Here is a 24,881-nt window from a genome sequence, read left to right on the forward strand (position 1 = left end):
GCGTGCAGCTGACTGGTACTAATAAGCCGATGACTTGATAACACACCGTTCCATGGTGCTTGCGTCCACTGAGTGGTTCCCGATGTACGGTCGGGAATCTGACAACAACATATTGTGCTTGTCGTTGACTGAAACATCGAAAGAGTTTCGGCGGCCATAGCGAGAGGGAAACGCCCGGTCACATTCCGAACCCGGAAGCTAAGCCTCTCAGCGCCGATGGTACTGCAGGGGGGACCCTGTGGGAGAGTAGGACACCGCCGGACACCCATTACACGGAATGGCCACCCAACGCAGGGTGGCCATTCCGCGTTAACACGGTGGATTGCCGACGCAGAACGCATCCGGGAGGATCGAAGAATGGCAGAGCAGGAGCCGCGCGACGATCGACGCGCGCCGCGCGATCGACCCAGCAGCGGGAGGCCCTCGTCGCCGAGTTCGGACCGCAAGCCGTACGGCAAGCGCGACGGCGATCGGAAGCCGTACGCCAAGCGCGACGGCGACCGTAAGCCGTACGCGAAGCGTGACGGCGATCGGAAGCCGTACGAGAAGCGCGACGGCGACCGCCCGTACGCGAAGCGTGATGGTGATCGGAAGCCGTACGAGAAGCGCGACGGCGACCGTCCCTACGCGAAGCGCGACGGCGACCGTCCCTACGCGAAGCGCGACGGTGACCGGAAGCCGTACGAGAAGCGCGACGGTGACCGCAAGCCGTACGAGAAGCGCGACGGTGACCGCCCGTACGCCAAGCGTGACGGCGACCGTCCCTACGCCAAGCGTGACGGTGACCGCCCGTACGCCATGCGCGACGGCGACCGCCCGTACGCCAAGCGTGACGGTGACCGCCCGTACGCCAAGCGTGACGGTGACCGCAAGCCGTACGAGAAGCGTGACGGTGACCGCAAGCCGTACGAGAAGCGTGACGGTGACCGCAAGCCGTACGAGAAGCGCGACGGCGACCGCCCGTACACCAAGCGCGACGGCGACCGCAAGCAGTACGAGAAGCGCGACGGCGACCGCAAGCCGTACGAGCGCAGCGCGCGGCCGACGCGCGGCGGGGCGGACCGGCCTGACCGCGCCGTCCGCGAGGGCGAGATCCGTCCGGTCCGTCCGCGTCACGACGACCCGGTCATCTCCGATGACGTCACGCCGCAGGATCTGCCGCCGTCGGCGCGCAACGAACTGAAGACCCTGAGCAAGGAGAACGCCGAGCAGGTCGCGCGTCATCTCGCCATGGCGGCGCAGCTGATCGACGAGGATCCCGTGCTCGCGCACCAGCATGCCCTGTCGGCGTCGCGTCGCGCGGGCCGGATCGCAGTGGTGCGCGAGACGCTCGCGATCACGGCGTACGCGACGGGCGACTTCGCTCTGGCGCTGCGCGAGTTGCGCACGTACCGCCGCATCTCGGGCAAGGACGACCAGATCGCGCTCATCGTCGACAGCGAGCGCGGTGTGGGACGCCCCGACCGTGCGCTCGAGGTGGGTCGGTCGGTCGACCGCTCCACCCTCGACACCGCCGTCCGCGTCGAACTGGCGATCGCCATGTCCGGCGCCCGGCTCGATCTGGGCGAACCGGAGCGCGCGCTGCAGGAGCTCGACATCCCCGAGCTGGATCCCGACCGCGCCTTCGAATGGAGCCCGGGACTGTTCGCCGCGCGCGCCGCGGTGCTCGAGGAGCTCGGCCGTGCGGACGAAGCGGCTCAGTGGCACCGCCGCGCCGTGGTCGCCGGAGAGGCGCTGGATGCGGCATCGGGCCTCGGCGATCTCGAGACCGTCTTCGTCGAGGAGGTCCTGGAAGAGGAATCCCTCGAGGTCGACGCCGGCCGGGACGACGCCGGCGACGCCGAGTCCCTCCCCGACGACGCCGACGCCGGCGCCGACGAACCCGCCGGTGCTGAGGCATCCGTCGCCGACGAGGTGAGCGAGATCCTCATCGAGGCCGGCGTCGACGAGCCGGCGGCGGACGAGGCCGACCGCTGATGGCGCTGTTCGGGCGCCGCGCGGTGACGCGCGCCCCGCTCGACGGGGTCGACGTCGTGCTGGCCGACCTCGACGGCGTGGTGTACGCCGGCGCCGGGGCACTGCCGTATGCCGTCGAGAGCCTGAACCGCGCCCGCGACGGCCGCGTGCTCGCGTACATCACCAACAACGCGTCGCGGACGGATGCCTCGGTCGCCGGGCATCTCAGCGAACTCGGCCTCGCCACGGCGCCGCGTGACGTGGTGACCAGTCCGCAGGCCGCGATGCGACTGCTCGCCGACAAGATCGAGCCCGGCGCGACCGTGCTCGTGGTCGGCGGCGACGGTCTCGTGGTGGAGGTGGAGAAGGCGGGTTTCGTCGTCACGCGCAGCGCGGACGACGCCCCTGCTGCGGTCGTGCAGGGCTTCGCCCCGGAGGTCGGGTGGCTGCAGCTCGCCGAGGCGGCCTTCGCGCTCAAGACTCCCGAGGAGGAGGGCGGCATCCCCTGGGTGGCGACCAACACCGACTGGACGATCCCGCAGTCGCGGGGCGTCGCGCCGGGCAACGGCACGCTGGTGTCGGCGGTGCACACCGCCGTCGGCCGGCTCGCGACCGTCGCGGGCAAACCCGAGGCGCCGATCTTCCACGAGGCGGTGGCGCGCTTCGGGGCGCGGCATCCGCTCTTCCTCGGCGACCGGCTCGACACCGACATCCTGGGAGCCAACCGCGCGGGCATCGAATCCGCCCTCGTGCTGACGGGCATCGACCGGCCGAAGCACGTGCTGGCGGCGCCGGAGGGCTCGCGTCCGACGTACATCCTGGGCGACCTGCGCGAACTCCACGAGCCGTACCCGGAGGTGCACGTGAAGGACGGCGTCGCGAAGGTGCGCGATGCGCGCGTCGCGATCGACGGGGCCGACATCCGCATCCTGAGCGCCGGCGACCGGCCGATCGACCTCGTGCGCGCGGGCGCGGCGGCGATCTGGTCGACCGGGCGTGCGATCTTCGGGTTCCGCGTGCCAGAAGAGCTCTACGCCGATCCGTTCCACCGCCCCTGACCGCTGCTCGCCTCCGATCAGCGCGTGCGTGAGCGCGAGGCGCTTCGCGGCACCGTCGCGGCACCGACGTATCCTGGGGACCATGGATCAGCCCCGAGAGCGTGAGGACGAGACCGGCGACCTGCTGTCGACACTCGAGGTGATCGAGGCGCAGCCGCTGGCCACGCGCGCCGCGGCGTACGACACGCTGCACGACACCCTCGCCCGTCGCCTCGAGGCGAGTCCCGGCACCGGGTCATGACGAGCCGCCTCGACGCCGCTCTGGCCGCTCGAGGTCTCGCGCGCTCGCGGACGCACGCTGCGACGCTCATCGCCGAGGGAGTCGTGACCGTCGACGGACGCCCCGTGGTGAAGGCCTCGACGCCCGTGGCCGACGACAGCGTGATCGAGGTCGCCGCCGCCGACCACTACGTGAGCCGTGCCGCCCACAAGCTCATCGCCGGGCTCGACGCCTTCGAGGTCGACGTGCGGGGCCGGCTGGCGCTCGACATGGGCGCCTCGACCGGCGGCTTCACGCAGGTGCTCCGCGAGCGCGGCGCCGAGCCGGTGATCGCCGTGGACGTCGGGCACGGTCAGCTCGCGGCATCCGTCGCGGCAGACCCTGCCGTGAGATCGATCGAGGGCTTCAACGTGCGGTACATGACCGCGGCGTCCCTCGCCGAGGCGAGCGGGATCGCCCATGCGCCGTCCGTGATCACCGGCGACCTGTCGTTCATCTCGCTGGGCCACGTGCTGCGCGCCGCCCGCGCGGTGGCTGCCTCCGATGCCGACCTCGTGCTGCTGATCAAGCCGCAGTTCGAGGTCGGACGCACGGCCGTGAAGGGCGGACTCGTCACCAACCCCGTGCTGCGCGCCGACGCGGTCGCACGCGTGCTGTGGGCGGCGTGGGACGCCGGGCTCGGCACGTGCGGCCTGGTCTCCTCCCCGATCGCGGGCACGCACGGGAATTCGGAGTACATCGCCCACCTCGCGCCGGGCCGGGGGAGCAATCCGACAGAATGGTTGAGCACTGTGAACCGACTGGCGGGGAGCCGATGAACAACGCCGACGCACGCGCCGAGCGCAGCATCCTGGTGGTGGCGCACGCGCATCGCGCCGACACGGTGGCCTCCGCCGAGCGCGTCGTGGCCGCCCTCCGCACCGCCGGGGCGACGCCCGTGCTCGCCCCCGACGACAAGCAGGAGCTCGTCGACGCCGGCTCGCCGCTGGGCGATGTCTCGGTCCTCGGCGTCGACGTGCCCGTCCCGCACATCGAGCTGGCGATCGTGCTCGGCGGAGACGGCACGATCCTGCGGGCGGCCGAGCTCGTCCGAGACGGCAGCGCGCCCGTGCTCGGCATCAACATGGGCCACGTGGGCTTCCTCGCCGAGATCGAACGCGACGACATGGATGAGGCGGTGCGGCGGGTGATCGCCCGCGAGTACGAGGTCGAGGAGCGCATGGCGCTCCAGGTGCGCGTCAAGGACACCGGCGACTCCGTCATCTACGAGACCTGGGCGCTCAACGAGGCGACGGTCGAGAAGGCCAGCCGTGAGCGCATGCTCGAGGTCGTGGTCGAGATCGACGGCCGCCCGCTGTCGACCTTCGGCTGCGACGGCATGGTCGTCTCGACGCCGACCGGCTCGACGGCCTACAACTTCTCCGCCGGCGGACCGGTGATCTGGCCGACCGTCGAGGCGATCTCGGTCGTTCCGCTGTCGGCCCACGCGCTCTTCGCCAAGCCGCTCGTCGTCGGGCCCGAGCACGCGGTCGCCATCGAGGTGCTCGAGCGCACGAACGGCACCGGCATCCTCTGGTGCGACGGGCGCCGCTCGCACGATCTGCCCCCCGGCGCGCGCGTCGTGGTCCGGCGGTCCGATCGCCCGGTGCGCCTCGCGCGCCTGCACCCCTCCCAGTTCACCGATCGCCTGGTGCGCAAGTTCCGGCTCCCGGTGGAGGGGTGGCGCGGTCCCGCCGCGATCACGGGTGTGCTGCCGGTGCGCACGGCGACGGAGACGGATGCCGCGCCCGCCGCCGGCGCGGAGGCGCCGCTGTGATCGAAGAGATGCGGCTGCGCGACCTGGGCGTCATCGCAGAGGCGACACTGCCGATCGGGCCGGGCTTCACCGCCATCACGGGTGAGACCGGCGCGGGCAAGACGATGGTCGTGACCGGCCTCGGACTGCTGCTCGGCCAGCGGGCGGACTCCGGCGCGGTGCGCGCCGGAGCGTCGCAGGCCACCGTCGACGGCGTGTGGATCGTGCCCGAGGACGGCCCGGTCGCCTCGCGCGTGCGCGAAGCCGGCGGCGACGTCGAGCCCATCGGCGGCGGGCGGGCCGAGTTGTACGTCGGGCGGTCCATCTCGAGCGAGGGCCGCGGCCGGGCATCCGTCGGCGGTCGCGCCGCGCCGGCGGGCGTGCTGGCCGACCTCGCCGAGCAGCTCGTCGTCGTGCACGGGCAGTCCGAGCAGCTGCGGCTGCGCTCCGCGGCGGCGCAGCGCGACGCGCTGGACCGGTTCGGCGGCGAGGCCGTCCACACCGCCCGCGACGCGTACCGGCGCGCCTACGAGCACTGGCGTGCGGTGGACCGCGAACTGTCGCAGCTCACCGACGACCGCGACGCCCGGGCGCGCGAGGCGGACGAGCTGCGGGCGCAGCTCGCCGAGATCGAGCAGGCGGCGCCCATGGCGGGGGAGGACGCCGACCTCGCGACCCGCGCCGAGCGCCTCGCCAACGCCGAGGAGCTGCGGCTCGCCGCAGCGTCCGCGCATGACGGCCTCTCGGGCGACGGCGACGTCCCCGACGCCGGGTCCCTCCTGGCCGAGGCCCGGCGCGCGCTCGAGCGCGTCCACGACCCCGTGCTCGAGGAGCTCGCGGGGCAGCTGGCCGACGTGGGCTACCGCGTGGCCGACATCGCCGCGGCCCTGGCCGGGTACCTCGCCGATCTCGACGAGTCCGGCCCGCACGAGCTCGCGGCCGTGGAGGAGCGCCGCGCCGTGCTCGCGGGCCTCGTGCGCACGCACGGCACCCTCGACGCCGCGATCGACCTCCTCGACACCGGCTCGGCGCGCCTGGCCGAGCTCGACGACGACGGCGAGCGCATCCAGCGGCTGACCGAGGAGCGGGAGGCTGCGGCATCCGTCCTCGACGACGCGGCGGCCGTCCTCACCGCCGCCCGCACCGACGCCGCCGCGCGCCTGGGCGCCGCTGTGACCGACGAGCTGCGCGCGCTGGCGATGCCCGATGCGCGGCTCGAGGTCGCCGTGACGCCCGGCGCCGACTCGACCCACGGCCGGGACGACGTCGCGATCCTCCTCGCGCCGCACCCGGGAGCGGAGCCCCGCCCGGTCTCGCGCGGGGCGTCGGGCGGCGAGCTCAGCCGCGTCATGCTCGCGATCGAGGTGGTGATCGCCGCGGTCGACCCCGTGCCGACGTTCGTGTTCGACGAGGTCGATGCCGGCATCGGCGGCGCCGCCGCGATCGAGGTCGGCCGCCGGCTCGCGCGGCTCGCCCAGTCGTCGCAGGTGATCGCCGTCACCCACCTCGCGCAGGTCGCGGCGTTCGCGGCGAACCACCTCACCGTCGTGAAGGCGAACGACGGCTCGGTCACGGCATCCGATGTCCGTCGCCTGGACGGCGCCGATCGCGAGGCCGAGATGGCGCGGCTGCTGTCGGGCATGCCCGATTCCGACGCCGCGCTCACCCACGCCCGCGAGTTGCTCAGCCTTCGCTCGGATGCGAACGGGTGAGCGCCCCGGCGCCCGCGTGTCCTCCGCTCCCGCGAAGCTCAACGAAACACCGCCTGATAGGATAAAAGCCCGTGATGCAGACTTCTGATTCTTCCCACGGCGACTCCCAGAGCGACACCACCAAGCACATCTTCGTGACCGGTGGTGTCGTTTCCTCTCTGGGCAAGGGCCTCACCGCCGCCAGCCTCGGGAACCTGCTGACCGCGCGGGGGCTGCGCGTCGTGATGCAGAAGCTCGACCCGTACCTGAACGTCGACCCGGGCACGATGAACCCGTTCCAGCACGGCGAGGTCTTCGTGACCGACGACGGCGCCGAGACCGACCTCGACATCGGCCACTACGAGCGCTTCCTCGACATCGAGCTGAGCCAGGCCGCCAACGTCACCACCGGCCAGATCTACTCGCAGGTGATCGCCAAGGAGCGTCGCGGCGAGTACCTCGGCGACACGGTGCAGGTGATCCCGCACATCACCGACGAGATCAAGCGGCGCATGCGCCTGCAGGCGACCGAGGAGCCCCGCCCCGACGTCATCATCACCGAGATCGGCGGCACGGTCGGCGACATCGAGTCGCAGCCCTTCATCGAGTCCGCCCGCCAGATCCGCCACGAGCTCGGCCGCAACAACGTGTTCTTCGTTCACGTCTCGCTGGTGCCGTTCATGGGCGCATCGGGCGAGCAGAAGACCAAGCCGACGCAGCACTCCGTCGCGGCGCTCCGCTCGATCGGCATCCAGCCCGACGCCCTCGTGCTGCGCAGCGACCGGCCGGTCACCGAGTCGAACAAGCGCAAGATCGCGCTCATGTGCGACGTCGACGAGGGCGCCGTCGTGAACGCCGTCGACGTGCCGAGCATCTACGACATCCCGTCGATGCTCAACGAGCAGGGCCTGGACGAGTACATCGTGCGCGCGCTCGGACTGTCGCGTGCCGGCGACGTCGACTGGTCGCGCTGGCAGCGGGTGCTCAACGCCGTGCACAACCCCAAGCACGAGGTGACCATCGGCCTGGTCGGCAAGTACATCGACCTGCCGGACGCCTACCTCTCGGTCACCGAGGCCCTCAAGGCCGGCGGGTTCGCCCAGGAGACCCACGTCAGCATCCGCTGGATCCCGTCCGACGAGTGCGAGACACCGGAGGGCGCCGCCAAGGCGCTGGGCACCCTCGACGGCATCGTGATCCCCGGCGGCTTCGGCATCCGCGGCATCGAGGGCAAGATCGGCGCGCTGAAGTTCGCGCGCGAGCAGGGCATCCCGACGCTCGGCATCTGCCTGGGCCTGCAGTGCATCGTCATCGAGTACGCCCGGCACGTCGCCGGCATCGAGGACGCCTCGTCGAGCGAGTTCGACCCCGACACCGAGCACCCGGTCATCGCGACCATGGAGGAGCAGGTCGACATCCTCGACCGTGGCGACATGGGCGGCACCATGCGCCTGGGGCTGTATCCCGCCGAGCTCGCCGAGGGCTCCATCGCCGCCGAGGTGTACGGCGCCCGGCGCGTCTCGGAGCGCCACCGGCACCGCTACGAGGTCAACAACCGCTACCGCGAGCAGATCGCCGAGGCGGGACTGGTGTTCTCCGGGATCAACCCCGACCTCGACCTCGTCGAGTACGTCGAGCTGCCGCGCGACGTGCACCCGTACTACATCGCGACGCAGGCGCACCCCGAGCTGCGCTCGCGCCCCACGAACGCGAACCCGCTGTTCCGCGGCCTCGTGGGCGCGGCGCTGGAGCGTCACCGTTCGAGCGAGCTGTTCGAGGTGGAGCCCTTCGAAGAGGTTCAGGAACCGGTCGCGTGACCGGCGGACGGATGCCGCAGCCCGGCGCCTCCGAGACGACCGGGGCGCTCCTGGCCGACGAGCCCGTCGACGCGACCGTCCTCGAGAGCGAGCGCGTCTACGAGGGCCGCGTGTGGGATGTGCGCAGCGACACGGTCGCCTACGGCGACGGGAGGATCGTGCGCCAGTACGTCGATCACCCCGGCGCCGCGGCGGTCGTGGCGGTCGACGATGAGAGCCGCGTGCTGCTGATCCAGCAGTACCGGCATCCGATCCGCCTGCGCGACTGGGAGGTGCCCGCCGGCCTGCTCGACGTGGCGGGTGAGACGCCGCTCGAGACCGCCCGTCGGGAGCTCGCCGAAGAGGCCGACCTGGTCGCCGACTCGTGGGAGCCGCTGCTGAGCATCTTCACCACGCCGGGCGGGAACGACGAGGTCGTGCACCTGTTCCTGGCGCGCGGGCTCTCGCCCGCCGGCGAGGTGCACGCGCGCGAGGACGAGGAGGCCGACATCCGCCTGGAGTGGGTGCCGCTGACCGACGTCGTCGCCGGCATCTTCGCCGGACGCCTTCGCAATGGCATCATGACCGTGGGGGTGCTCGCCGCGGCCGAGCGGCTGCGCGCGGCACAGGGGGCTCCGACGCCCTGATCTGCCGATGGTGCAGGGCAGGGCACGGGTCGCCCCGGGACGAGGGCGGACGGACATGCGGATCGATCGTGCGGTGGACGGGTACCTGCGGCACATCGCGGTCGAGCGCGGGCTGTCCGAGAACACGGTGGCCGCGTATCGCCGCGACCTCGCCGGCTACGCCGGCTGGCTTCGCGAGCAGGGCGTCGAGGAGACCGGCGAGGTGACCCCGGTCATGCTCGGCAGCTTCGTCGCCGACCGCGCCGCCGCTCAGCCGCCGATGGCCGCGTCGTCGCTGGCGCGGCTGCAGTCGTCGGTGCGCGGGCTGCACCGCTTCCTGGCGCGGGAGGGCATCGAGACCGCGGACCCTTCCGCGAACCTGCGCCCGCCCAAGCAGCCGAAACGACTCCCGAAGGCGCTCACGATCGAGCAGGTGGAGAAGCTGCTGGATGCCGCGGGTCCGCCTCCCGCGACCGGCTCCGGCCCCGATGCGACCGGCGCCGCGGGCGGGGCGACCGGCGACCTGGTGGGGCTGCGCGACCGCGCGCTGCTGGAGCTGCTCTACGCCACCGGCGCCCGCGTGTCGGAGATCGTGCAGCTCGACGTCGACGACATGGCGCACGGCGACGTGCTGCGCGTGCGCGGCAAGGGGTCGAAGGAGCGGATCGTCCCGGTCGGCTCGTACGCGCGGGCCGCCGTCGACGCCTACCTGACCCGGTCGCGGCCCGAGCTGTCGCGTCGCGGGCGCGCCACGCCGCGGCTCTTCCTCGGCGCGCGCGGCGCGCCGCTGTCGCGGCAGAGCGCTTGGCTCGTGATCCATTCCGCCGCCGAGCGCGCCCACCTCACGGCGCACGTCTCGCCGCACACCCTGCGGCACTCGTTCGCGACCCACCTGCTGCAGGGCGGGGCCGACGTGCGGGTGGTGCAGGAGCTTCTCGGGCACGCGTCGGTGGCGACCACGCAGATCTACACGTACGTGTCGGTCGACGCGCTGCGCGACGTCTACGCGACGTCGCACCCGCGGGCGCGCTGACGACTGGCGCGCGAGCGGCTCGATCCGACAGACTGAGCCGCTGGGTCGCCCGCCGGCCGGGCGCCGCGGTGGCGCGCTATGTGCTGTGGCACGGCGCTTCATCGAAGGATTCTCCTAGAGCCGACTAGGATCGAGCGAGCACGAGGAAGCGGGAGCACGGTGGCTGACAGCACGGCGAAGACCAGATCGGGGAAGGCCTCGAAGTCCGAGGTCCCCATCGGGCCTACCGGGCGTCCGTACCAGGGCTTCCCGACGCCGCCGAAGCTGAACGGGCACGGTCCCGCCCGCATCATCGCCCTGTGCAACCAGAAGGGCGGCGTCGGCAAGACGACCACCTCGATCAACCTCGCAGCCGCGCTCGCAAGCTACGGACGCCGCGTGCTCGCGGTCGACTTCGATCCGCAGGGCGCGCTGTCGGCCGGCCTCGGCATCCAGACGCACGAGATCCCGACGATCTACGATCTGCTGCTGGACGGCAAGCGCGACCCGCAGGACGTCATCGTGCAGACGCGCGTCGAGAACCTCGACGTCCTCCCCGCCAACATCGATCTGTCGGCGGCCGAGGTGCACCTCGTCAACGAGGTCGCGCGCGAGCAGACGCTCTCGCGCGTGCTGCGCAAGGTGGCCGGCGAGTACGACGCGATCCTCATCGACTGCCAGCCGTCCCTCGGCCTGCTCACGGTGAACGCGCTGACCGCGAGCCACGGCGTCATCATCCCGCTGGAGTGCGAGTTCTTCGCCCTCCGCGGTGTCGCGATGCTCATCGAGACGATCGACAAGGTGCGCGACCGCCTCAACCCGACCATCCGCCTCGACGGCGTCCTGGCCACCATGTACGACGCCCGCACGCTGCACTCGCGCGAGGTGCTCGAGCGCGTGGTGGACGCCTTCGGCGACGACGTGCTCGAGACCGTCATCGGCCGCACCGTCAAGTTCCCGGACGCCTCGGTGTCGGGCATGCCGATCACCGAGTTCGCGCCCGAGCACGCCGCGGCGCAGGCCTACCTGCGACTGGCGCGGGAGCTGGTCGCCCGTGGTGCCGTCGCCTGACGCTCCGACAGGCTCAGCGCCCGCGGGCGAAGGCCCGGCGGCCGCCGGCGACGGGTTCCGCGTCGCCCTGTCGAACTTCGACGGTCCGTTCGACCTCCTGCTCAGCCTCATCTCCAAGCACGAGCTCGACATCACCGAGGTGTCGCTGTCGCTCGTGACCAACGAGTTCATCGCCTACCTGCGCGAGCTCGGACCCGAGGAGGAGCTCGAGGAGGCGTCGGAGTTCCTCGTGGTGGCAGCGACTCTGCTCGACATGAAGGTCGCGGGGCTCCTGCCGCAGGGGGAGCTCGTGGACGCCGAGTCCGTCGCGCTCCTCGAGGCGCGCGACCTGCTGTTCGCGCGCCTGCTGCAGTACCGCGCGTTCAAGGAGGTCTCGGCCTGGTTCGAGCGGTGCCTGCGTCGCGAGAGCGGGCGTCACACCCGGTCGGTGCGGCTGGACGAGAAGTACCGGCAGGCGGTGCCCGAGCTGGTGTGGTCGCTCAGTGCCGAGGACTTCGCGGCGCTCGCCATGCTCGCCATGACGCCGAAGGAGATCCCGCGGGTCGGCCTCGACCACCTGCATGCGCCGCTGGTGAGCATCCGCGAGCAGGCGGCCATCGTGGTGACGCTGCTGCGGGATGCCGACTCGCTGAGCTTCCGCGAGCTGATCGCCGGCGTCTCGCAGCCGGGAGTCGTGGTGGCGCGCTTCCTCTCGGTGCTCGAGCTCTACCGCCACGCCGCCCTGTCCTTCGAACAGCTCGAGCCGCTCGGCGAGCTGACGCTCCGCTGGAGCGCGCAGCGCTGGAGCGACGAGAATCTCGCCACCCTGGGAGCCGACTATGACCACTGACACGACGCCCGACCCGCCCGTTGTGGACGCCTCCGACGTCGCGCGGCGCCTCGAGGCGATCCTCCTGATCGTCGAGGAGCCGCAGAGCCTCGTGAGCCTGGCGGCCGCCGTCGGCGCGCCGGTGCCCGCCGTCCGCCAGGCGATCGCGGCGCTCGTCGACGACTACGACGGGCGCAGCGGCGGGCCGGTGCGCGGCTTCGAGCTGCGCGAGGTCGGCGGCGGCTGGCGCCTGTACGTGCGCGAGGAGCTCGACGACCTGGTGAGCGAGTTCGTGGGCGGACAGGCGCCGTCGCGACTGTCGCAGGCCGCGCTGGAGACCCTCGCCGTCATCGCCTACAAGCAGCCGGTGACCCGCAGCCAGGTGGCGTCGATCCGCGCCGTGAACGTGGACTCGGTGGTGCGGACGCTGCTGGCGCGCGGACTGATCACCGAGCTGTTCGCGGATGCCGAGACCGGCGCCATCAACTACGGCACGACGGACGCGCTGCTGGTTCACCTCGGCATCAACTCGCTGGACGAGCTGCCGCACATCTCGCCGCTGCTGGACGGCGCGGACGAAGTCGGCGACGGCATGGAAGAGGGGGTGCGTCGATGACGGGCGCGGAAGCGGAGGGCGAGCGCCCTTCGACAGACTCAGGACAGCGCCCTTCGACAGGCTCAGGGCAGCGCCTGCAGAAGGTGCTCGCGAACGCGGGCGTGGCTTCGCGGCGCGTCGCCGAGAACATGATCGTCGAGGGCCGCGTGCGCGTGAACGGCCGGGTCGTCACCGAGCTGGGCTCGCGCGTGGACCCCGAGAACGACCTCGTCGACGTCGACGGCACGGCCGTCCAGCTGGATCAGTCCAAGCGCTACGTCATGCTCAACAAGCCGACGGGCGTCGTCAGCTCGATGAAGGACGACCGCGGTCGCCCCGACCTGCGGCGCTACACCGAGGAGTGGGACGAGCGGCTGTACAACGTGGGGCGATTGGATGCCGACACCAGCGGCCTCCTCGTGCTCACCAACGACGGCGAGCTCGCGCACGTGCTCGCCCACCCGTCGTTCGGCGTCACCAAGGTCTACATCGCCAAGGTCGAAGGCACCGTGACGGCCCAGACGATCCAGCGGCTGGTGCGCGGGGTCGAGCTCGAGGACGGCCCGATCGCCGCAGACAAGGCGCGGCTCCTGTCCACGTCGGCGGAGGGCGGCGGATCGCTGGTCGAGCTGACGCTGCACTCGGGGCGCAACCGCATCGTGCGGCGGATGATGGCCGAGGTGGGGCATCCGGTCGTCGAACTCGTCAGGCGCCAGTTCGGCCCGCTCCACCTGGGAACCCTGCCAGCCGGGCGCACCCGCGAGTTGACTAAAGTGGAGCGCGGCGCTCTGCTGACCCTCGCGCGCCGGGCCGCTCCACAGGAGGACTAAGTGACCGAGACCCTCCTCGCTGCGCGCGTGCAGGGAACGGTGCGGATCGTCGGCGCCGGCCTGCTCGGCGCCAGCATCGGACACGCCCTCCGGGCGCGCGGCGTCGACGTCGCGCTCGACGACACGTCCCCGTCCCAGCTGCGCCTCGCCATCGACTACGGCGCCGGCCGCGCCGCGGACGATCGCGACGAGCCGGTCCTGGTCGTCGTGGCGGTGCCGCCGGATGTGACCGCCCACGTCATCGAGCGCGAGCTGGCCCGCTTCCCGCAGGCGGTGGTGACGGATGTCGCGAGCGTCAAGCTCGAGCCGCTGCGCGAGCTGCGTGAGCGCGGCGTCGATCTGACCCATTACATCGGCTCCCATCCGCTCGCCGGACGCGAGCGCGGGGGAGCGATCTCGGCGCGCGCCGACATCTTCGTCGGGCGCCCGTGGGTGGTCTGCCGCGACGAGGAGACGTCGTCGTCCGACCTCGCGCTGGTCGAGGGGCTCGCGCTCGACCTCGGTGCCACGCCCATCGAGATGACTCCCGAAGATCACGACCGCGCTGTCGCCCTGGTCTCGCACGTGCCGCAGCTCGTCGCGAGCCTGCTCGCGGGACGCTTCGTCGACGCCCCCGACGGGTCGCTGCGCCTGGCCGGCCAGGGCGTGCGCGACACGACGCGGATCGCGGCGTCCGCCCCCGAGCTGTGGGTGCAGATCCTCGGCGCCAACGCGGAGCCGGTCGTCGACGTGCTCGATCAGCTCGCGACCGACCTGTCGGCGGTCGCGGACGCGCTGCGCCGGCCGGACGCCCCCGGCGCTCGGCGTGCCGTCGCCGACACCATCCGGCGCGGCAACGACGGCGTCGAGCGCCTCCCCGGCAAGCACGGCCAGAACCGCCGCTTCGAGCAGGTCGTGGTGATGGTCGACGACACTCCCGGTCAGCTCGGACGGCTCTTCGGCGAGCTGGGAGAGCTCGGCGTGAACGTGGAAGACCTGCGCCTGGAGCACTCGCCCGGCGCCCAGTTCGGCCTCGCCGAGATCAGCGTCGTCCCCAGCGCCGTGCGCCGGGCCGTCGACGGCCTCGAGTCGCGCGGCTGGAAGATTGCGAGCACCACCAATGACTGAGTCCCTGACCCGGCCGCCGGCAGACACGCCGGCCCCGACGGTCGTCGCGATCGACGGCCCCGCCGGCAGCGGCAAGTCCAGCGTTTCGAAGCAGGTCGCGCGCCGTCTCGGCTTCGGCTACCTCGACACCGGCGCGGCCTACCGCGCCCTGGCGTGGCACGCCCTCGAGCGCGGCTTCGACACCTCGGATGCGGCATCCGTCCTCGATGCGACCGGCGACTTCGACTACGCCATCTCGCTCGATCCCGACGCGTACTGGGTGCGCGTGGGCGAGGCGGACGTGACCGACGCCATCCGCGAGCCCCGCGTGACCGACGCCGTGAGCGGCGTGGCCCGGGTGCCGGCGGTGCGCGAGTCGGTGAACGCGCTGTTCCGCTCGCTCGTCGCGCGCTCGGGGCGCCCGGGCGTGGTGGTCGAGGGCCGCGACATCACGACCGTCGTCGCCCCCGATGCCCCGGTGCGCATCCTCCTCACGGCGGCGCCGGAGGTGCGCGCCGCGCGGCGCAGCGCCGAACTGACGACGCACGACGCCGCGGCGGTCGCCGCGGCGCTCCACCAGCGCGACGCGAAGGACTCGGCCGTGGTCGACTTCCTCACCGCCGCGCCGGGCGTCGAGGTCGTCGACTCGACCGACCTCGACTTCGATCAGACCGTGGACGCCGTGCTGGCCGTCATCCGCGCGGTCGACTCCGCCGCAGGCGAGACGCCGTCGGCGTCCTCGCGCGGCACCACGACTCACACCCGGACGGGAGCCTGAGATGGCCGCTGACACCACCCCCGACTTCGACGAGTTCGAGGCCGGCGAGGACCACCTCGCCGAGAACCTCGCCGAGCTCGACGACGACCTCGCCGAACAGCGCGCGGCCGCCCTGCGCGCCGGCCTCGAGGACTACGCCCTCGACGCCGAGGACGCGGCCCTGCTGGAGGGGCTCGTCCGCGGCGAGGACGGCGTCGAGTTCCTGCCGGCGCTGCCGGTCGTGGCGATCGTCGGCCGACCGAACGTGGGCAAGTCGGCCCTCGTCAACCGCATTCTGGGCCGTCGCGAAGCCGTGGTCGAGGACACGCCGGGGGTCACGCGCGACCGGGTGACGTACAAGGCCGAGTGGATGGACCGCCGCTTCACCCTCGTCGACACCGGCGGCTGGGAGCCCGACGCCCGCGGGATCGACCGCTCGGTCGCCGCGCAGGCGGAGGTCGCCATCGACCTGTCGGACGTCGTGCTGTTCGTCGTCGACGCGATGGTCGGCGCCACCTCCACGGACGAGCACGTCGTGCGACTGCTGCGCAAGGCGAACAAGCCCGTCTTCCTCGTCGCCAACAAGGTGGACGACGCCCGTCAGGAGCCCGAGGCCGCCGCGCTGTGGAACCTGGGCCTGGGCGAGCCCCACCCCGTCTCGGCCATCCACGGCCGCGGCGTCGCCGACCTCCTCGACGAGGTCGTCAAGGTGATGCCGGACGTGTCGGCGGTGGCGAAGGCCGAGATCGGCGGCCCGCGCCGCGTCGCCATCCTGGGCCGCCCCAACGTCGGCAAGTCGTCACTGCTCAACAAGGCCGCCGGCGAGGAGCGCGTCGTCGTGAACGAGCTCGCCGGCACGACGCGCGACCCCGTCGACGAGATCGTCGAGCTCGGCGGCAGGCTGTGGCGCTTCGTCGACACCGCCGGCATCCGCCGCCGCGTGCACCTTCAGCAGGGCGCCGACTTCTACGCGTCGCTGCGCACGTCGGCCGCGCTCGAGAAGGCCGAGGTCGCGATCGTCGTGATCGACGTGACGCAGCCGGTGAGTGTGCAGGACCTCAACATCATCGACCTCGTGCTGGAGTCGGGGCGCGCGCTGGTGATCGCCTACAACAAGTGGGACCGCCTCAACGACGACGACATGGACGGCCAGGACCGTCGCCGCTACCTCGAGCGCGAGATCGAGCAGGACTTGGCGCATGTCACGTGGGCGCCGCGCGTCAACATCTCCGCGCGCACCGGACGCCACCTCGACAAGCTCGTGCCGGCCCTGGAGACGGCGCTGGAGTCGTGGGATCAGCGCATCCCCACCGGCAAGTTCAACGCCTTCCTCACCGAGCTCATCGCCGAGCACCCGCACCCGGTGCGCGGCGGAAAGCAGCCGCGGATCCTCTTCGGCACGCAGGCGTCGACGCGTCCGCCCACCTTCGTGCTGTTCACGACCGGCTTCCTCGACCCGGGCTACCGCCGCTTCATCCAGCGGCGCCTGCGCGAGCTGTACGGCTTCGAGGGGACGCCGATCGTGATCAACATGCGGGTGCGGGAGCGTCGCCAGCGCTGACCGGACTCAGGTGCCCTGGCGGGCCGGGCGCACCATCGCGGTCACGTCCGGCTCGTGGAACCCGAACTGACGGTAGAGGCCGTGGGCGTCGCCGGTGAACAGCGTCCAGCGCATGTCGGCACCGGGTCCGTCGTCGATCATGAGGCGCAGCAGGCGCTTGCCGAGGCTCTGCCCGCGGTGATCGTCGAGCACGAAGACGTCGGCGAGATAGGCGAATCCGATGCCGTCGGACACCGCGCGGGCGAATGCGACCTGCTCCCCGGTGTCGCGCCGGTAGGCGCCCACGACCCGCCAGGCGCCGTCGATCTGCGTCTCGAGCTGGTCCCGTGTGCGCCAGCGCCCCCAGTACGCCCGGGTGGACAGGAAGTCCCACACCACGTCGCGCTGGATCCGGGCGGGGTCGTCGTCGAGGTCGTAGTCCACGGGGTCCATTGTGGCGAGCCGTCGCGGGACGGCGGGCGGGCCGCCCGAGACCCTGTGGCCCGGTGGTGTGACAGGCTGGCAGGGTGACGATCGAGCCGCCCGCCCCCGGTGAGCCGCGGCGTCCGCACGGGCCTCGCGACGCCGGTGACGCCTGGGTGGTCGCGCCGACGGGGGAGCGGTACTGGGGCCGGTTCGGGGCCGCCGGGCTCCTCGCCGTCGATCCCGGACGCGGCGTGCTGCTGCAGCATCGCGTCTCGTGGAGCCACTTCGGCGACACCTGGGCGCTGCCCGGCGGGGCGCGGCACGAGGGCGAGACCGCCTGCGACGGCGCCCTGCGCGAGTCGGCCGAAGAGGCGGGCGTGCCGGATGCCGCGGTGCGGCCGCGCGTGCTGAGCGTGCTCGATCTCGGCTACTGGACCTATACGACGGTCGTCGGGGATGTCGTCGTGCCCTTCGAGCCCGTCATCAGCGACCCCGAGAGCCGCGAGCTCGCGTGGGTCCCGGTCGACGAGGTCACCCGGTACCCGCTGCACCCCGGGTTCGCCGAATCCTGGGGGCGGCTGCGGCAGCTGCTCGACGTGCGCCCAGCGGTGGTCGTCGACATCGCGAACGTCATGGGGTCGGTGCCCGATGGGTGGTGGCGCGACCGATCCGGCGCCGCCGGTCGCTTGCTCGCGCGTCTCGCCGAGCTGGCGGCGCGGGGCGTCGCGGCATCCGCCCTCGACCTCCCCGAGCACACCTGGTATCCGGAGTGGACGGCCGTCGTCGAGGGTCAGGCTCGCAGTGCCGCCGGCGCTGCGGGTGTCGAGGTCGTCCGAGCCGAGGCATCCGGCGACGACGCGATCCTCGCCGCCGCCGAGCGCGCCGTCGCCGCGGGGCGCACGGTGACCGTCGTCACGAGCGATCGCGGCCTGGCGGAGCGGGTGACGGATGCCGGAGCCGCCGTCCGCGGCGCCCGCTGGGTGCTGGAGCTGCTCGACGCCTGACGGGGCCGTGGGTTCACTGGCCCTGCCGGGCGGAAGGCCTGCCGACGCGGCGCGCCTTGTGGGGCCGTCTCGGCGGCGGTACGTTTCGCGCAGGATCCGAGGGGAGCCGGCGCCGACCCGAGGCCGGCACGGGACCGACGGGGGAGCGACATGATCATCTCCAGCGACCTGGACGCCGGCCGAACGGCCGCGGCGGACCGGCGCTGGGCGGACGCGCTCGAGCTGCTCGCCCGCGTCGATGCGCGCGCCGGGCTCGCGGCATCCGATCTGGAGGTCCTCGCGACGGCCGCCCTGCTCCGCGGTGAGCCGCGCGCCTCCCTCGACGCGCTGTCGCGGGCCTACTCGGCGCACCTCGGCGTGCAGGACACCGCGGGCGCGGCGCGCTCGGCAGGCTGGCTGGCGCTGAACTTCATCGAGCAGGGCGACTTCACCAACAGCGTGCTGTGGGCCGCGCGGGCGATGCGGATCGTGCACGCGATGGCCGAGCCCGGCGCGCTGGCGGGCTTCGTCCGGCTGGCGCCGGCCGTCGGGCAGCTCGGCAGCGGGAACGCCGCCGAGGCGATCCATTCGTTCGAGGAGATCCTCGACGTCGCCGAGCGGGAGGGCGATCGCGAGGTCGCCGCGATCACGAGACTCGGCCTCGGCAAATCGCTGATCGAGGACGGGTCTCCGGCCGACGGCTTCGCCTGCCTCGACCAGGCGATGGCCGCCGTCGCGGCCGGCGACGTCCCGCCCCTGCCGAGCGGCGTGATCGCCTGCGCCTCGATCTCGGACGCCCTGCTGGCCTTCGACCTGGAGCGTGCGGACGCGTGGACGGCCGTGCTCAAGCGGTGGTGCGGCGAGCAGCCGCAGCTGATCGCCTTCAGCGGACAGTGCCACGCGCTGGAGGCGGCGCTCCTGCTCGTCCGGGGCGCGTGGGCCGAGGCGTCGACGGCCGTCGATCTCGCCCTGTCGCGCTTCCGGGCGGGGGACTACCGGGCGATCTGGGGCGCGCCCTACCAGCTGGGAGAGCTCGCACGGCTGCGCGGAGCGTTCCACTCCGCCGAGGAGTCGTACCGCCGCGCGGCCGAGTCCGGGTGGGAGGCGCAGCCCGGCCTCTCGCTTCTCCACCTCGCGCTGGGGCGCACGGCGCGGGCGCAGGAGGAGATCCGCCGGAGCGCGGCCGGCGCCGACCCGGTCACCCGTCGGTTCCTGCTGCCCGCGCTCATCGAGATTGAGGTCGCGGCGGGCGATCCCGTGGCCGCGCGTCGCGCGCTGGAGGAGTTTCGCGGCGCGAGCCTCGACACGACCAGCCCGATGCGCGACGCCGCCGTCGCCACGGCGGACGCAAGGGTGCTGCTCGCGGAGGGACGCGCGGCGGACGCGCTCGAGGCGGCGCGAGTCGCCGCGCACGCGTGGGATGCGGTGGGGGCGCGGTACGAGGCCGCCCGCAGCCGGGTGCTGGCGGGGCTCGCCCTCCGCTCGCTCGGCCACGCCGAGGACGCGAGGGCGGACGTCGAGGCCGCGCGCGCGGTGTTCCTCGACCTCGGCGCGGAGCCCGCCCTCGCCGACCTCGCCGCGCTGACGGGCGATCGGCGCGTCGGCGCCCTCACCCCGCGCGAGCTCGAGGTGCTGCGGCTCGTGTCGACGGGTCTCACGAACCGCGGGATCGGCGCGAGGCTGTCGCTGAGCGAGAAGACGGTCGCCCGGCACGTGGCCAACATCTTCGGCAAGCTCGGCATCTCGAGCCGGGCTGCGGCGACCGCGTACGCGTACGAGAACGGGCTGGTCTGACCAATCGCCCGCCGGGCAGCCGGGCCTACACACAATGACCCATTCGCGGCGCCCGCCCAAGATGGGCTCTTCGCCCGACGCGGTGCGCGGCACCCTGCACCTACCGTGGCGATATGGACATCCCGCTGATCGCAGGCACGGTGGCGACCGTCGTCTTCGCGATCAGCAACCTGCCCATGCTCACCAAGGCGCTGCGCACCCGCGACGTCTCGTCGTACAGCCTCGTGAGCCTCGGGATGATCAATGCGGCCAATGCGGTCTACTCGCTCTACGTGTTCACGCTGCCGGTCGGTCCGATCTGGGCGCTGCACACGTTCTACGTCGTGTCGTGCGCCATCATGCTGGTGCTGTGCGTCGCGCAGCGCCGCGCGGCAACGCGAAGCGAGGTGGGGCACCGCGTGCCGGCGATCACCGTTACGGACGCCCTCGAACGGGTCACTCTCGCCCCCGCAGGCGATCGATCTCCCGACGCTCGCGCTTGGTCGGGCGCCCCGCGCCGCGATCCCGCTGCGCGATGACGGGGGTGGGGTCGCGTGGCGGCGTGCGGTCGTCCATGGCCTCGGCCGCGGGCGCAGCGCCGACCCGCTTGGAGATCGGCTGCTTCACGACCAGGATGCGGTCGAAGCCGCTCACCCGCACCCGCAGCTCGTCGCCCGGCCGCACGGGCTGTGCCGCCTTCGCGCGCTCGCCGTTGACCCGGACATGCCCGGCGCGGCATGCCGTCGTCGCGGCCGAGCGCGTCTTGTAGATGCGCACCGCCCACAGCCAGGCATCGACGCGGACCGTTTTGGCCGAGGCGGAGGCATCCGTCACGTCGCCACCGCCGCGGTCGTCGCGGCATCGCGCCGTGCCGAGACGCCGACCAGTACGCCCGCCGCGATGAGGCCCTGACCGAGGCAGTACGTCAGCATGACGAGCGGGCTGGTCCAGTCGGGCATGGCATCGGGGAGGAACAGGCGGAAGGCCAGCACGGAGTCCGACGTCAGGAAGAAGACGCTGCCCCACACGATGAGCGGATGACAGCGGGATGCCGCGACCGCGGTCCCTCCGAGCACCAGTCCGTAGGCGGCGACGGCCACGGCCAGGCCGCCGAGGTGCGGCCACAGGACGGCGAGGAGCAGGACCCACCACGCGCCGTAGACAGCGGCCCACAGCGGGACGCGGCGCACCGCCATCCGGCGCCAGAACAGCCAGATGTAGCAGAGGTGGGCCAGGCCGAAGAAGAGCAGCATCATCGGCACCGTCGGCAGGAACGGCACGAACGTGCCGGCTCCGTCGCCGAGCCACGACAGCGCGAGCGCTGCGATGAGAAGGCTGTGAGAGCTCGTCCAGCCGCGGCCGCGCGCTCCCCACACGACAGCGAGGGCGAGCAGCGGCATGAGCGCGAGCTTCGTCGGCGCCGCGACGCCGTCAACGCCGGCCGCGAGCGCGATCACGTGGACGATCGACACCACGACGTAGGGCGCGAAGCAGACCCAGAGCCGGTGCATGATCCTCCTCGATACGCAGGGACGCCGTCCATCGTCGCACGCTTGCCAAAGGGTGCTGCCGCTTTCTCGCCCCGTGATCGTCAGGCGGCGAGATCGAGCGCGACGAGCGCCAGATACGGCTTGGGGCGTGCGATCTCGCGGAAGCCGGCCTGCTCGAACGTCGACAGGACGCCGTGGTAGAGGTCGTTGACGGGGATCTTCTTACCGGCATCGGGATCCATGGGGTACGCCTCGATGACGCGCGCGCCGCCCGCCCGGGCGAAATCGACCGCCGCGTCGAGCAGCCGCGCGTTCAGTCCCTGCCGGCGGAACTCCTTGCGGACGACGAAGCAGCTCACGGCCCACACCGAGTCGTCGTCCCACGGCTCCTCGGAGTGCGCGGTGAAGTTCCGAGTGCGTCCGAGACGGATCTGCCGCGTCCGCGGCCCTACCCGCACCCAGCCCGCCGCCTCGCCGTCGACGTATGCGATCAGCGCGGGAGGGGGCGCGACCTGCATCTCGTCGCGGAGCATCGCCTGGCGCTGCTCGATCGGGGTTCTCTGGAACTCCGCGTTGGTGATGGTCCACCACTGGCACTGGCAGCTGCGGCCGTCGCCTCCGCCGGTGAGGGCGTGCTGCGCGTCGTCGAAGCGGTCCGCGGTGGCCGGCTCGATCGTGATGTTCGCCATGCCGCGAAACTAACGCCGCCCGCCGACACCGGCAAGCGGACGACGGATGCCACGCCCGGGCGCACGCCGGTTCGCGACGCCTCCGCGGAGCGGGTAGGATGGGGGAGTTGTCCGCGCGAGAGCGGGGGCATCGGGATGTGGCGCAGCTTGGTAGCGCACTTGACTGGGGGTCAAGGGGTCGCAGGTTCAAATCCTGTCATCCCGACCGAAAAGTCCCGGGAACCTAAGGGTTCCCGGGACTTTCTAGTTGGTGAAACTTGACCACGTCATCGCAATGCCATCTTTTTGACCGCTTCAGCGCCGTATCTCGACGCAGCCGCTCGAGTGGCTCGACTTCCTTCCGGTTGCTTCCGAACGGTGGGGCGATGTCCTACGCACCTCGCCATTCACACGCCGCGTGACCTCGCCCGAGTCGAAGATGAACTCAACCGCCGCCCCCGACTCACGCTCGGCGATCGGACTCCAGCGGAAAAGTTCCGGCCTCGGTGGAGATCAAGAACAAGGCTGAACGCTGCACGGTCGCCGCTCACACAGCGGCGATCCGCGGAACGGTGTTGACCAGCTGCGGCCCGGCTGATAGCTTCTCGCGGGTGGGTACGCTGATCTTCTCCTAGGTGGTTCTGTGTCGAGCTCTGCTCCACGGAAGTCCGAGCGCATGTGCTGTGCGCGATCCACCACCTGATCACGACCCGCGTGCGCATTCGCGTGAGCCATTCGCCGTGTCCGCCACCGACCTTTCGAGGCGAGTGGACTCATGAAGCAGCGTGGGTCGGGAAATCGAGACCTACATGTTCCCATCTCAGTTGTCCCTGCACTCCGTGACGAAGCGTTTCGCCGACCGGGTCGTACTCGATCGCATCGACATGTCCATCCGCTCCGGCGAGCGTGTCGGCATCATCGGCGACAACGGTGCCGGCAAGTCCACGCTGCTCCGACTGATCGCAGGTGAGCTGCAGCCGGATTCCGGTGAACTGACCATCGCCGCGCCCGGCGGCATGAGTGTGCTCCCTCAGTCGCTCGATCTGCCCGAGCACGCGACCGCGCGCGACGCGATCGATACCTGCTGGCGAGAGCTACGAGCGCTCGAGCGGGCCATCGAGACCGCGGCGGCAGCGCTGATCGCGACCACCGATGCCGCGCTCGAAGTCGCTCTCACGCGGTACGCCGCGCTCGTCGACCGGTACGAGGCACGGGACGGGTACGCGGCGTCCGCGCGGTTGGATCTCGCGCTGCACGCGCTCGGCGTGGCCGGCATCGAACACGACCGTCCGTGGGCGTCGCTGTCGGGAGGCGAACGATCACGCGTTGCGCTCGCGGCGACGATCGCGGGCAACGCAGAACTGCTGCTGCTCGACGAGCCGACGAACGACCTCGACGACGATGCCTGGGACTGGCTGCTCGCCACCCTGCGTGCACATCGGGGCACGGTCATCGCGGTCACGCACGACCGCGCGTTCCTCGAGGAGTACACCGATGTGATCCTGACGGTCCGCGACGGCACAGTCGCTCGCTCTGGCGACGGGTATCGCGGCTACCTCGTCGCACGGGCAACGGCGCGCGAACGTCACCGCCTCGCGCACGAGACGTGGAAGGAGGAGGTCGCACGGCACGGCGCGCTGGTGGCGGCGAACGCCGGGCGTCTCGACGCGATCCCACGCAAGCTCGACAAGGCCGGCATGGGCGCGGGAGCATTCCGGGCCCGCGGGCGCGATCACGGCGCAATGGGCCGTATCCGCAATGCCAAAGAACGGCTCGTCCGCCTTGCCGAGCAGCCGGTCCTAGCCCCGCCGGAACCGCTCGTCTTCGCGCCGCGGTTGTCGCGGAAGGCAATGGAAGCCGTACCGGATGTCCCGCGCAACGCGTCGGCGGTGCTGGATCCAACATCCATGCCGATCCTCGAGCTCGAGGATGTTCGTGTGGCTGCAACCGCCGTGGGCGCCCTGCGGCTGGGTGCGGGCGATCGCGTGCTGGTCACCGGGCCGAACGGCGTGGGCAAGACCACCCTGCTGCGGGTGATCTCCGGCGAGCTGGCTCCGACTCGAGGCGCGGTGCGGGTGGGCGGCCGGGTGGGGTACTTCCGCCAGCACTCAACGATCGTGGCGAGCCCGCGAAGCGTGCGCGAAGCGTTCGCTCGCGGCATCCGTGAAGACGTCGACACCGCACAAGAGCGAATGCTGCGCCTCGGACTCTTCCGTCCGGAGGACTTGGCGCTACCGGTCGCCGCGCTGTCGTACGGCCAACGGAGGCGACTCGAGCTTGCGCTGCTCTTGAGCGGATCGCATGACCTGCTGCTGCTCGACGAGCCGACGAACCACCTTGACCCGGAACTGGTCGACGAACTGGAGTCCGCGCTCGACTCCTATGACGGCGCAATCGTGCTGGTTACGCATGATCGCATGCTGCGTCGCAGGTTCAGGGGCGCCCGGCTCGACCTTGAGGTCGCTGCGTAGGCCCTGCAAAGCGTATCGTCGCTGAAGTCGCACTGGGACAGATGGTGGATCGCCGGCGCCGGCCCGTCCTTGTCGATCATGTTGAGCACGGTGGTGGCCGCTTCGCCCTGGAGAACGACCACACTCATCCAGCGCTTCTCGATCGGTGGTGCATCCGACGAGTCCGTCGGTCGGGATGTCAGGGCAGTGGTCATGCGGGGTCGCAGGTCCGAATCCTGTCATCCCGACA

The 24,881-nt window shown here is 71.9% G+C and carries 24 protein-coding genes, 1 tRNA gene and 1 rRNA gene; 22 read left to right on the forward strand and 4 right to left on the reverse strand.

Annotated elements, in window-relative coordinates; all coding sequences use genetic code 11:
* Nucleotides 1-146: 146 nt before the first annotated feature.
* The 17 genes from rrf to der all read left to right on the forward strand — a co-directional run bounded on the left by rrf (nt 147) and on the right by der (nt 16,862).
* Nucleotides 147-263 (forward strand): 5S ribosomal RNA (rrf, locus tag ACFRAL_RS04510).
* 94 nt (nt 264-357) lie between these two features.
* Nucleotides 358-1,977, forward strand: a complete 1,620-nt coding sequence (locus tag ACFRAL_RS04515; protein ID WP_378880276.1) for a primosomal protein — start codon at nt 358-360, stop codon at nt 1,975-1,977.
* Nucleotides 1,977-3,014 (forward strand): HAD-IIA family hydrolase, encoded by a 1,038-nt coding sequence (locus ACFRAL_RS04520; RefSeq protein WP_336397689.1) that lies wholly within the window; start codon nt 1,977-1,979, stop codon nt 3,012-3,014. Before ACFRAL_RS04515 ends, ACFRAL_RS04520 begins: the two co-directional genes overlap by 1 nt.
* 82 nt (nt 3,015-3,096) lie before the next feature.
* Nucleotides 3,097-3,255: a hypothetical protein gene (locus tag ACFRAL_RS04525; RefSeq protein WP_336397690.1), complete on the forward strand. Its 159-nt coding sequence runs from the start codon at nt 3,097-3,099 to the stop codon at nt 3,253-3,255.
* A complete protein-coding gene (locus ACFRAL_RS04530) occupies nt 3,252-4,052 on the forward strand; it encodes a TlyA family RNA methyltransferase (RefSeq protein WP_378880280.1) in 801 nt (266 codons plus the stop codon). Before ACFRAL_RS04525 ends, ACFRAL_RS04530 begins: the two co-directional genes overlap by 4 nt.
* The gene (locus ACFRAL_RS04535; RefSeq protein ID WP_378880283.1) at nt 4,049-5,050 is read left to right on the forward strand and encodes an NAD kinase; all 1,002 of its coding nucleotides are present in this window, start codon (nt 4,049-4,051) and stop codon (nt 5,048-5,050) included. The genes ACFRAL_RS04530 and ACFRAL_RS04535 overlap by 4 nt, the downstream gene beginning before the upstream one ends.
* On the forward strand, nt 5,047-6,741 hold the full coding sequence (recN, locus tag ACFRAL_RS04540; RefSeq protein ID WP_378880286.1) for a DNA repair protein RecN: 1,695 nt from the start codon (nt 5,047-5,049) through the stop codon (nt 6,739-6,741). The genes ACFRAL_RS04535 and recN overlap by 4 nt, the downstream gene beginning before the upstream one ends.
* A 74-nt stretch (nt 6,742-6,815) precedes the next feature.
* Nucleotides 6,816-8,537 carry a CTP synthase gene (locus ACFRAL_RS04545; protein ID WP_336398045.1) on the forward strand — a complete coding sequence of 574 codons (1,722 nt, stop codon included), beginning with the start codon at nt 6,816-6,818 and terminating at the stop codon, nt 8,535-8,537.
* Nucleotides 8,534-9,163 (forward strand): NUDIX hydrolase, encoded by a 630-nt coding sequence (locus tag ACFRAL_RS04550; protein WP_336397694.1) that lies wholly within the window; start codon nt 8,534-8,536, stop codon nt 9,161-9,163. The genes ACFRAL_RS04545 and ACFRAL_RS04550 overlap by 4 nt, the downstream gene beginning before the upstream one ends.
* A gap of 55 nt (nt 9,164-9,218) precedes the next feature.
* Complete coding sequence (gene xerD / locus ACFRAL_RS04555; protein ID WP_378880290.1) at nt 9,219-10,175, forward strand: site-specific tyrosine recombinase XerD; 957 nt, start codon at nt 9,219-9,221, stop codon at nt 10,173-10,175.
* 159 nt (nt 10,176-10,334) lie between these two features.
* Nucleotides 10,335-11,225, forward strand: a complete 891-nt coding sequence (locus ACFRAL_RS04560) for a ParA family protein (protein ID WP_336397696.1) — start codon at nt 10,335-10,337, stop codon at nt 11,223-11,225.
* Nucleotides 11,209-12,054 (forward strand): segregation and condensation protein A, encoded by an 846-nt coding sequence (locus ACFRAL_RS04565; RefSeq protein ID WP_378880294.1) that lies wholly within the window; start codon nt 11,209-11,211, stop codon nt 12,052-12,054. The genes ACFRAL_RS04560 and ACFRAL_RS04565 overlap by 17 nt, the downstream gene beginning before the upstream one ends.
* On the forward strand, nt 12,044-12,649 hold the full coding sequence (scpB, locus tag ACFRAL_RS04570; protein WP_336397697.1) for an SMC-Scp complex subunit ScpB: 606 nt from the start codon (nt 12,044-12,046) through the stop codon (nt 12,647-12,649). The genes ACFRAL_RS04565 and scpB overlap by 11 nt, the downstream gene beginning before the upstream one ends.
* Complete coding sequence (locus ACFRAL_RS04575; RefSeq protein ID WP_378880298.1) at nt 12,646-13,458, forward strand: pseudouridine synthase; 813 nt, start codon at nt 12,646-12,648, stop codon at nt 13,456-13,458. Before scpB ends, ACFRAL_RS04575 begins: the two co-directional genes overlap by 4 nt.
* The gene (locus tag ACFRAL_RS04580) at nt 13,459-14,565 is read left to right on the forward strand and encodes a prephenate dehydrogenase (protein WP_378880301.1); all 1,107 of its coding nucleotides are present in this window, start codon (nt 13,459-13,461) and stop codon (nt 14,563-14,565) included.
* Entirely contained in the window at nt 14,558-15,322 is a 765-nt protein-coding gene (cmk, locus tag ACFRAL_RS04585; RefSeq protein ID WP_378880303.1) for a (d)CMP kinase, read from the forward strand. Before ACFRAL_RS04580 ends, cmk begins: the two co-directional genes overlap by 8 nt.
* A 1-nt stretch (nt 15,323) precedes the next feature.
* Complete coding sequence (der, locus tag ACFRAL_RS04590) at nt 15,324-16,862, forward strand: ribosome biogenesis GTPase Der (RefSeq protein WP_336397701.1); 1,539 nt, start codon at nt 15,324-15,326, stop codon at nt 16,860-16,862.
* Between the two features lie 6 nt (nt 16,863-16,868).
* On the opposite strand, the gene ACFRAL_RS04595 is transcribed toward der, so the two are convergent.
* Nucleotides 16,869-17,294, reverse strand: coding sequence for a GNAT family N-acetyltransferase (locus tag ACFRAL_RS04595; RefSeq protein WP_336397702.1), 426 nt, complete (start codon nt 17,292-17,294; stop codon nt 16,869-16,871).
* Between the two features lie 74 nt (nt 17,295-17,368).
* Between ACFRAL_RS04595 and ACFRAL_RS04600 the strand changes: the two genes are divergently transcribed.
* The 3 genes from ACFRAL_RS04600 (at nt 17,369) to ACFRAL_RS04610 (ending at nt 20,562) form a co-directional block, all read left to right on the forward strand.
* Nucleotides 17,369-18,271, forward strand: a complete 903-nt coding sequence (locus ACFRAL_RS04600) for an NUDIX domain-containing protein (RefSeq protein WP_378880307.1) — start codon at nt 17,369-17,371, stop codon at nt 18,269-18,271.
* A 150-nt stretch (nt 18,272-18,421) separates the two neighbouring features.
* Nucleotides 18,422-20,044, forward strand: coding sequence for a LuxR C-terminal-related transcriptional regulator (locus ACFRAL_RS04605; RefSeq protein ID WP_378880310.1), 1,623 nt, complete (start codon nt 18,422-18,424; stop codon nt 20,042-20,044).
* Between the two features lie 113 nt (nt 20,045-20,157).
* Nucleotides 20,158-20,562 carry a hypothetical protein gene (locus ACFRAL_RS04610; RefSeq protein WP_378880313.1) on the forward strand — a complete coding sequence of 135 codons (405 nt, stop codon included), beginning with the start codon at nt 20,158-20,160 and terminating at the stop codon, nt 20,560-20,562.
* Here ACFRAL_RS04610 and ACFRAL_RS04615 read toward each other — a convergent pair.
* The 3 genes from ACFRAL_RS04615 to ACFRAL_RS04625 all read right to left on the reverse strand — a co-directional run bounded on the left by ACFRAL_RS04615 (nt 20,480) and on the right by ACFRAL_RS04625 (nt 22,202).
* Nucleotides 20,480-20,857: an RNA-binding S4 domain-containing protein gene (locus ACFRAL_RS04615; RefSeq protein WP_378880316.1), complete on the reverse strand. Its 378-nt coding sequence runs from the start codon at nt 20,855-20,857 to the stop codon at nt 20,480-20,482. The two genes, ACFRAL_RS04610 and ACFRAL_RS04615, sit on opposite strands and share 83 nt — an antisense overlap.
* Nucleotides 20,854-21,534: a lysoplasmalogenase gene (locus tag ACFRAL_RS04620; protein ID WP_378880319.1), complete on the reverse strand. Its 681-nt coding sequence runs from the start codon at nt 21,532-21,534 to the stop codon at nt 20,854-20,856. The genes ACFRAL_RS04615 and ACFRAL_RS04620 overlap by 4 nt, the downstream gene beginning before the upstream one ends.
* A gap of 80 nt (nt 21,535-21,614) precedes the next feature.
* The gene (locus ACFRAL_RS04625; RefSeq protein ID WP_336397708.1) at nt 21,615-22,202 is read right to left on the reverse strand and encodes a GNAT family N-acetyltransferase; all 588 of its coding nucleotides are present in this window, start codon (nt 22,200-22,202) and stop codon (nt 21,615-21,617) included.
* A 131-nt stretch (nt 22,203-22,333) separates the two neighbouring features.
* Here ACFRAL_RS04625 and ACFRAL_RS04630 point away from each other — a divergent pair.
* Nucleotides 22,334-22,407, forward strand: a tRNA-Pro gene (locus ACFRAL_RS04630).
* Between the two features lie 583 nt (nt 22,408-22,990).
* Nucleotides 22,991-24,652 (forward strand): ribosomal protection-like ABC-F family protein, encoded by a 1,662-nt coding sequence (gene abc-f, locus ACFRAL_RS04635; RefSeq protein ID WP_378881276.1) that lies wholly within the window; start codon nt 22,991-22,993, stop codon nt 24,650-24,652.
* Nucleotides 24,653-24,881 lie beyond the last annotated feature (229 nt).

The sequence above is a fragment of the Microbacterium sp. NPDC056736 genome, from assembly GCF_042790415.1.
Lineage (GTDB): Bacteria > Actinomycetota > Actinomycetes > Actinomycetales > Microbacteriaceae > Microbacterium.

Excerpts from the sequence above, each read along its gene's own strand:
- ACFRAL_RS04515 (WP_378880276.1), top strand. The coding sequence starts at position 358 with ATGGCAGAGCAGGAGCCGCGCGACGATCGACGCGCGCCGCGCGATCGA.
- ACFRAL_RS04520 (WP_336397689.1), top strand. The coding sequence starts at position 1,977 with ATGGCGCTGTTCGGGCGCCGCGCGGTGACGCGCGCCCCGCTCGACGGG.
- ACFRAL_RS04525 (WP_336397690.1), top strand. The coding sequence starts at position 3,097 with ATGGATCAGCCCCGAGAGCGTGAGGACGAGACCGGCGACCTGCTGTCG.
- ACFRAL_RS04530 (WP_378880280.1), top strand. The coding sequence starts at position 3,252 with ATGACGAGCCGCCTCGACGCCGCTCTGGCCGCTCGAGGTCTCGCGCGC.
- ACFRAL_RS04535 (WP_378880283.1), top strand. The coding sequence starts at position 4,049 with ATGAACAACGCCGACGCACGCGCCGAGCGCAGCATCCTGGTGGTGGCG.
- ACFRAL_RS04545 (WP_336398045.1), top strand. The coding sequence starts at position 6,816 with ATGCAGACTTCTGATTCTTCCCACGGCGACTCCCAGAGCGACACCACC.
- xerD (WP_378880290.1), top strand. The coding sequence starts at position 9,219 with ATGCGGATCGATCGTGCGGTGGACGGGTACCTGCGGCACATCGCGGTC.
- scpB (WP_336397697.1), top strand. The coding sequence starts at position 12,044 with ATGACCACTGACACGACGCCCGACCCGCCCGTTGTGGACGCCTCCGAC.
- ACFRAL_RS04575 (WP_378880298.1), top strand. The coding sequence starts at position 12,646 with ATGACGGGCGCGGAAGCGGAGGGCGAGCGCCCTTCGACAGACTCAGGA.
- cmk (WP_378880303.1), top strand. The coding sequence starts at position 14,558 with ATGACTGAGTCCCTGACCCGGCCGCCGGCAGACACGCCGGCCCCGACG.
- der (WP_336397701.1), top strand. The coding sequence starts at position 15,324 with ATGGCCGCTGACACCACCCCCGACTTCGACGAGTTCGAGGCCGGCGAG.
- ACFRAL_RS04595 (WP_336397702.1), bottom strand. The coding sequence starts at position 17,294 with ATGGACCCCGTGGACTACGACCTCGACGACGACCCCGCCCGGATCCAG.
- ACFRAL_RS04605 (WP_378880310.1), top strand. The coding sequence starts at position 18,422 with ATGATCATCTCCAGCGACCTGGACGCCGGCCGAACGGCCGCGGCGGAC.
- ACFRAL_RS04610 (WP_378880313.1), top strand. The coding sequence starts at position 20,158 with ATGGACATCCCGCTGATCGCAGGCACGGTGGCGACCGTCGTCTTCGCG.
- ACFRAL_RS04620 (WP_378880319.1), bottom strand. The coding sequence starts at position 21,534 with ATGCACCGGCTCTGGGTCTGCTTCGCGCCCTACGTCGTGGTGTCGATC.
- ACFRAL_RS04625 (WP_336397708.1), bottom strand. The coding sequence starts at position 22,202 with ATGGCGAACATCACGATCGAGCCGGCCACCGCGGACCGCTTCGACGAC.
- abc-f (WP_378881276.1), top strand. The coding sequence starts at position 22,991 with ATGTTCCCATCTCAGTTGTCCCTGCACTCCGTGACGAAGCGTTTCGCC.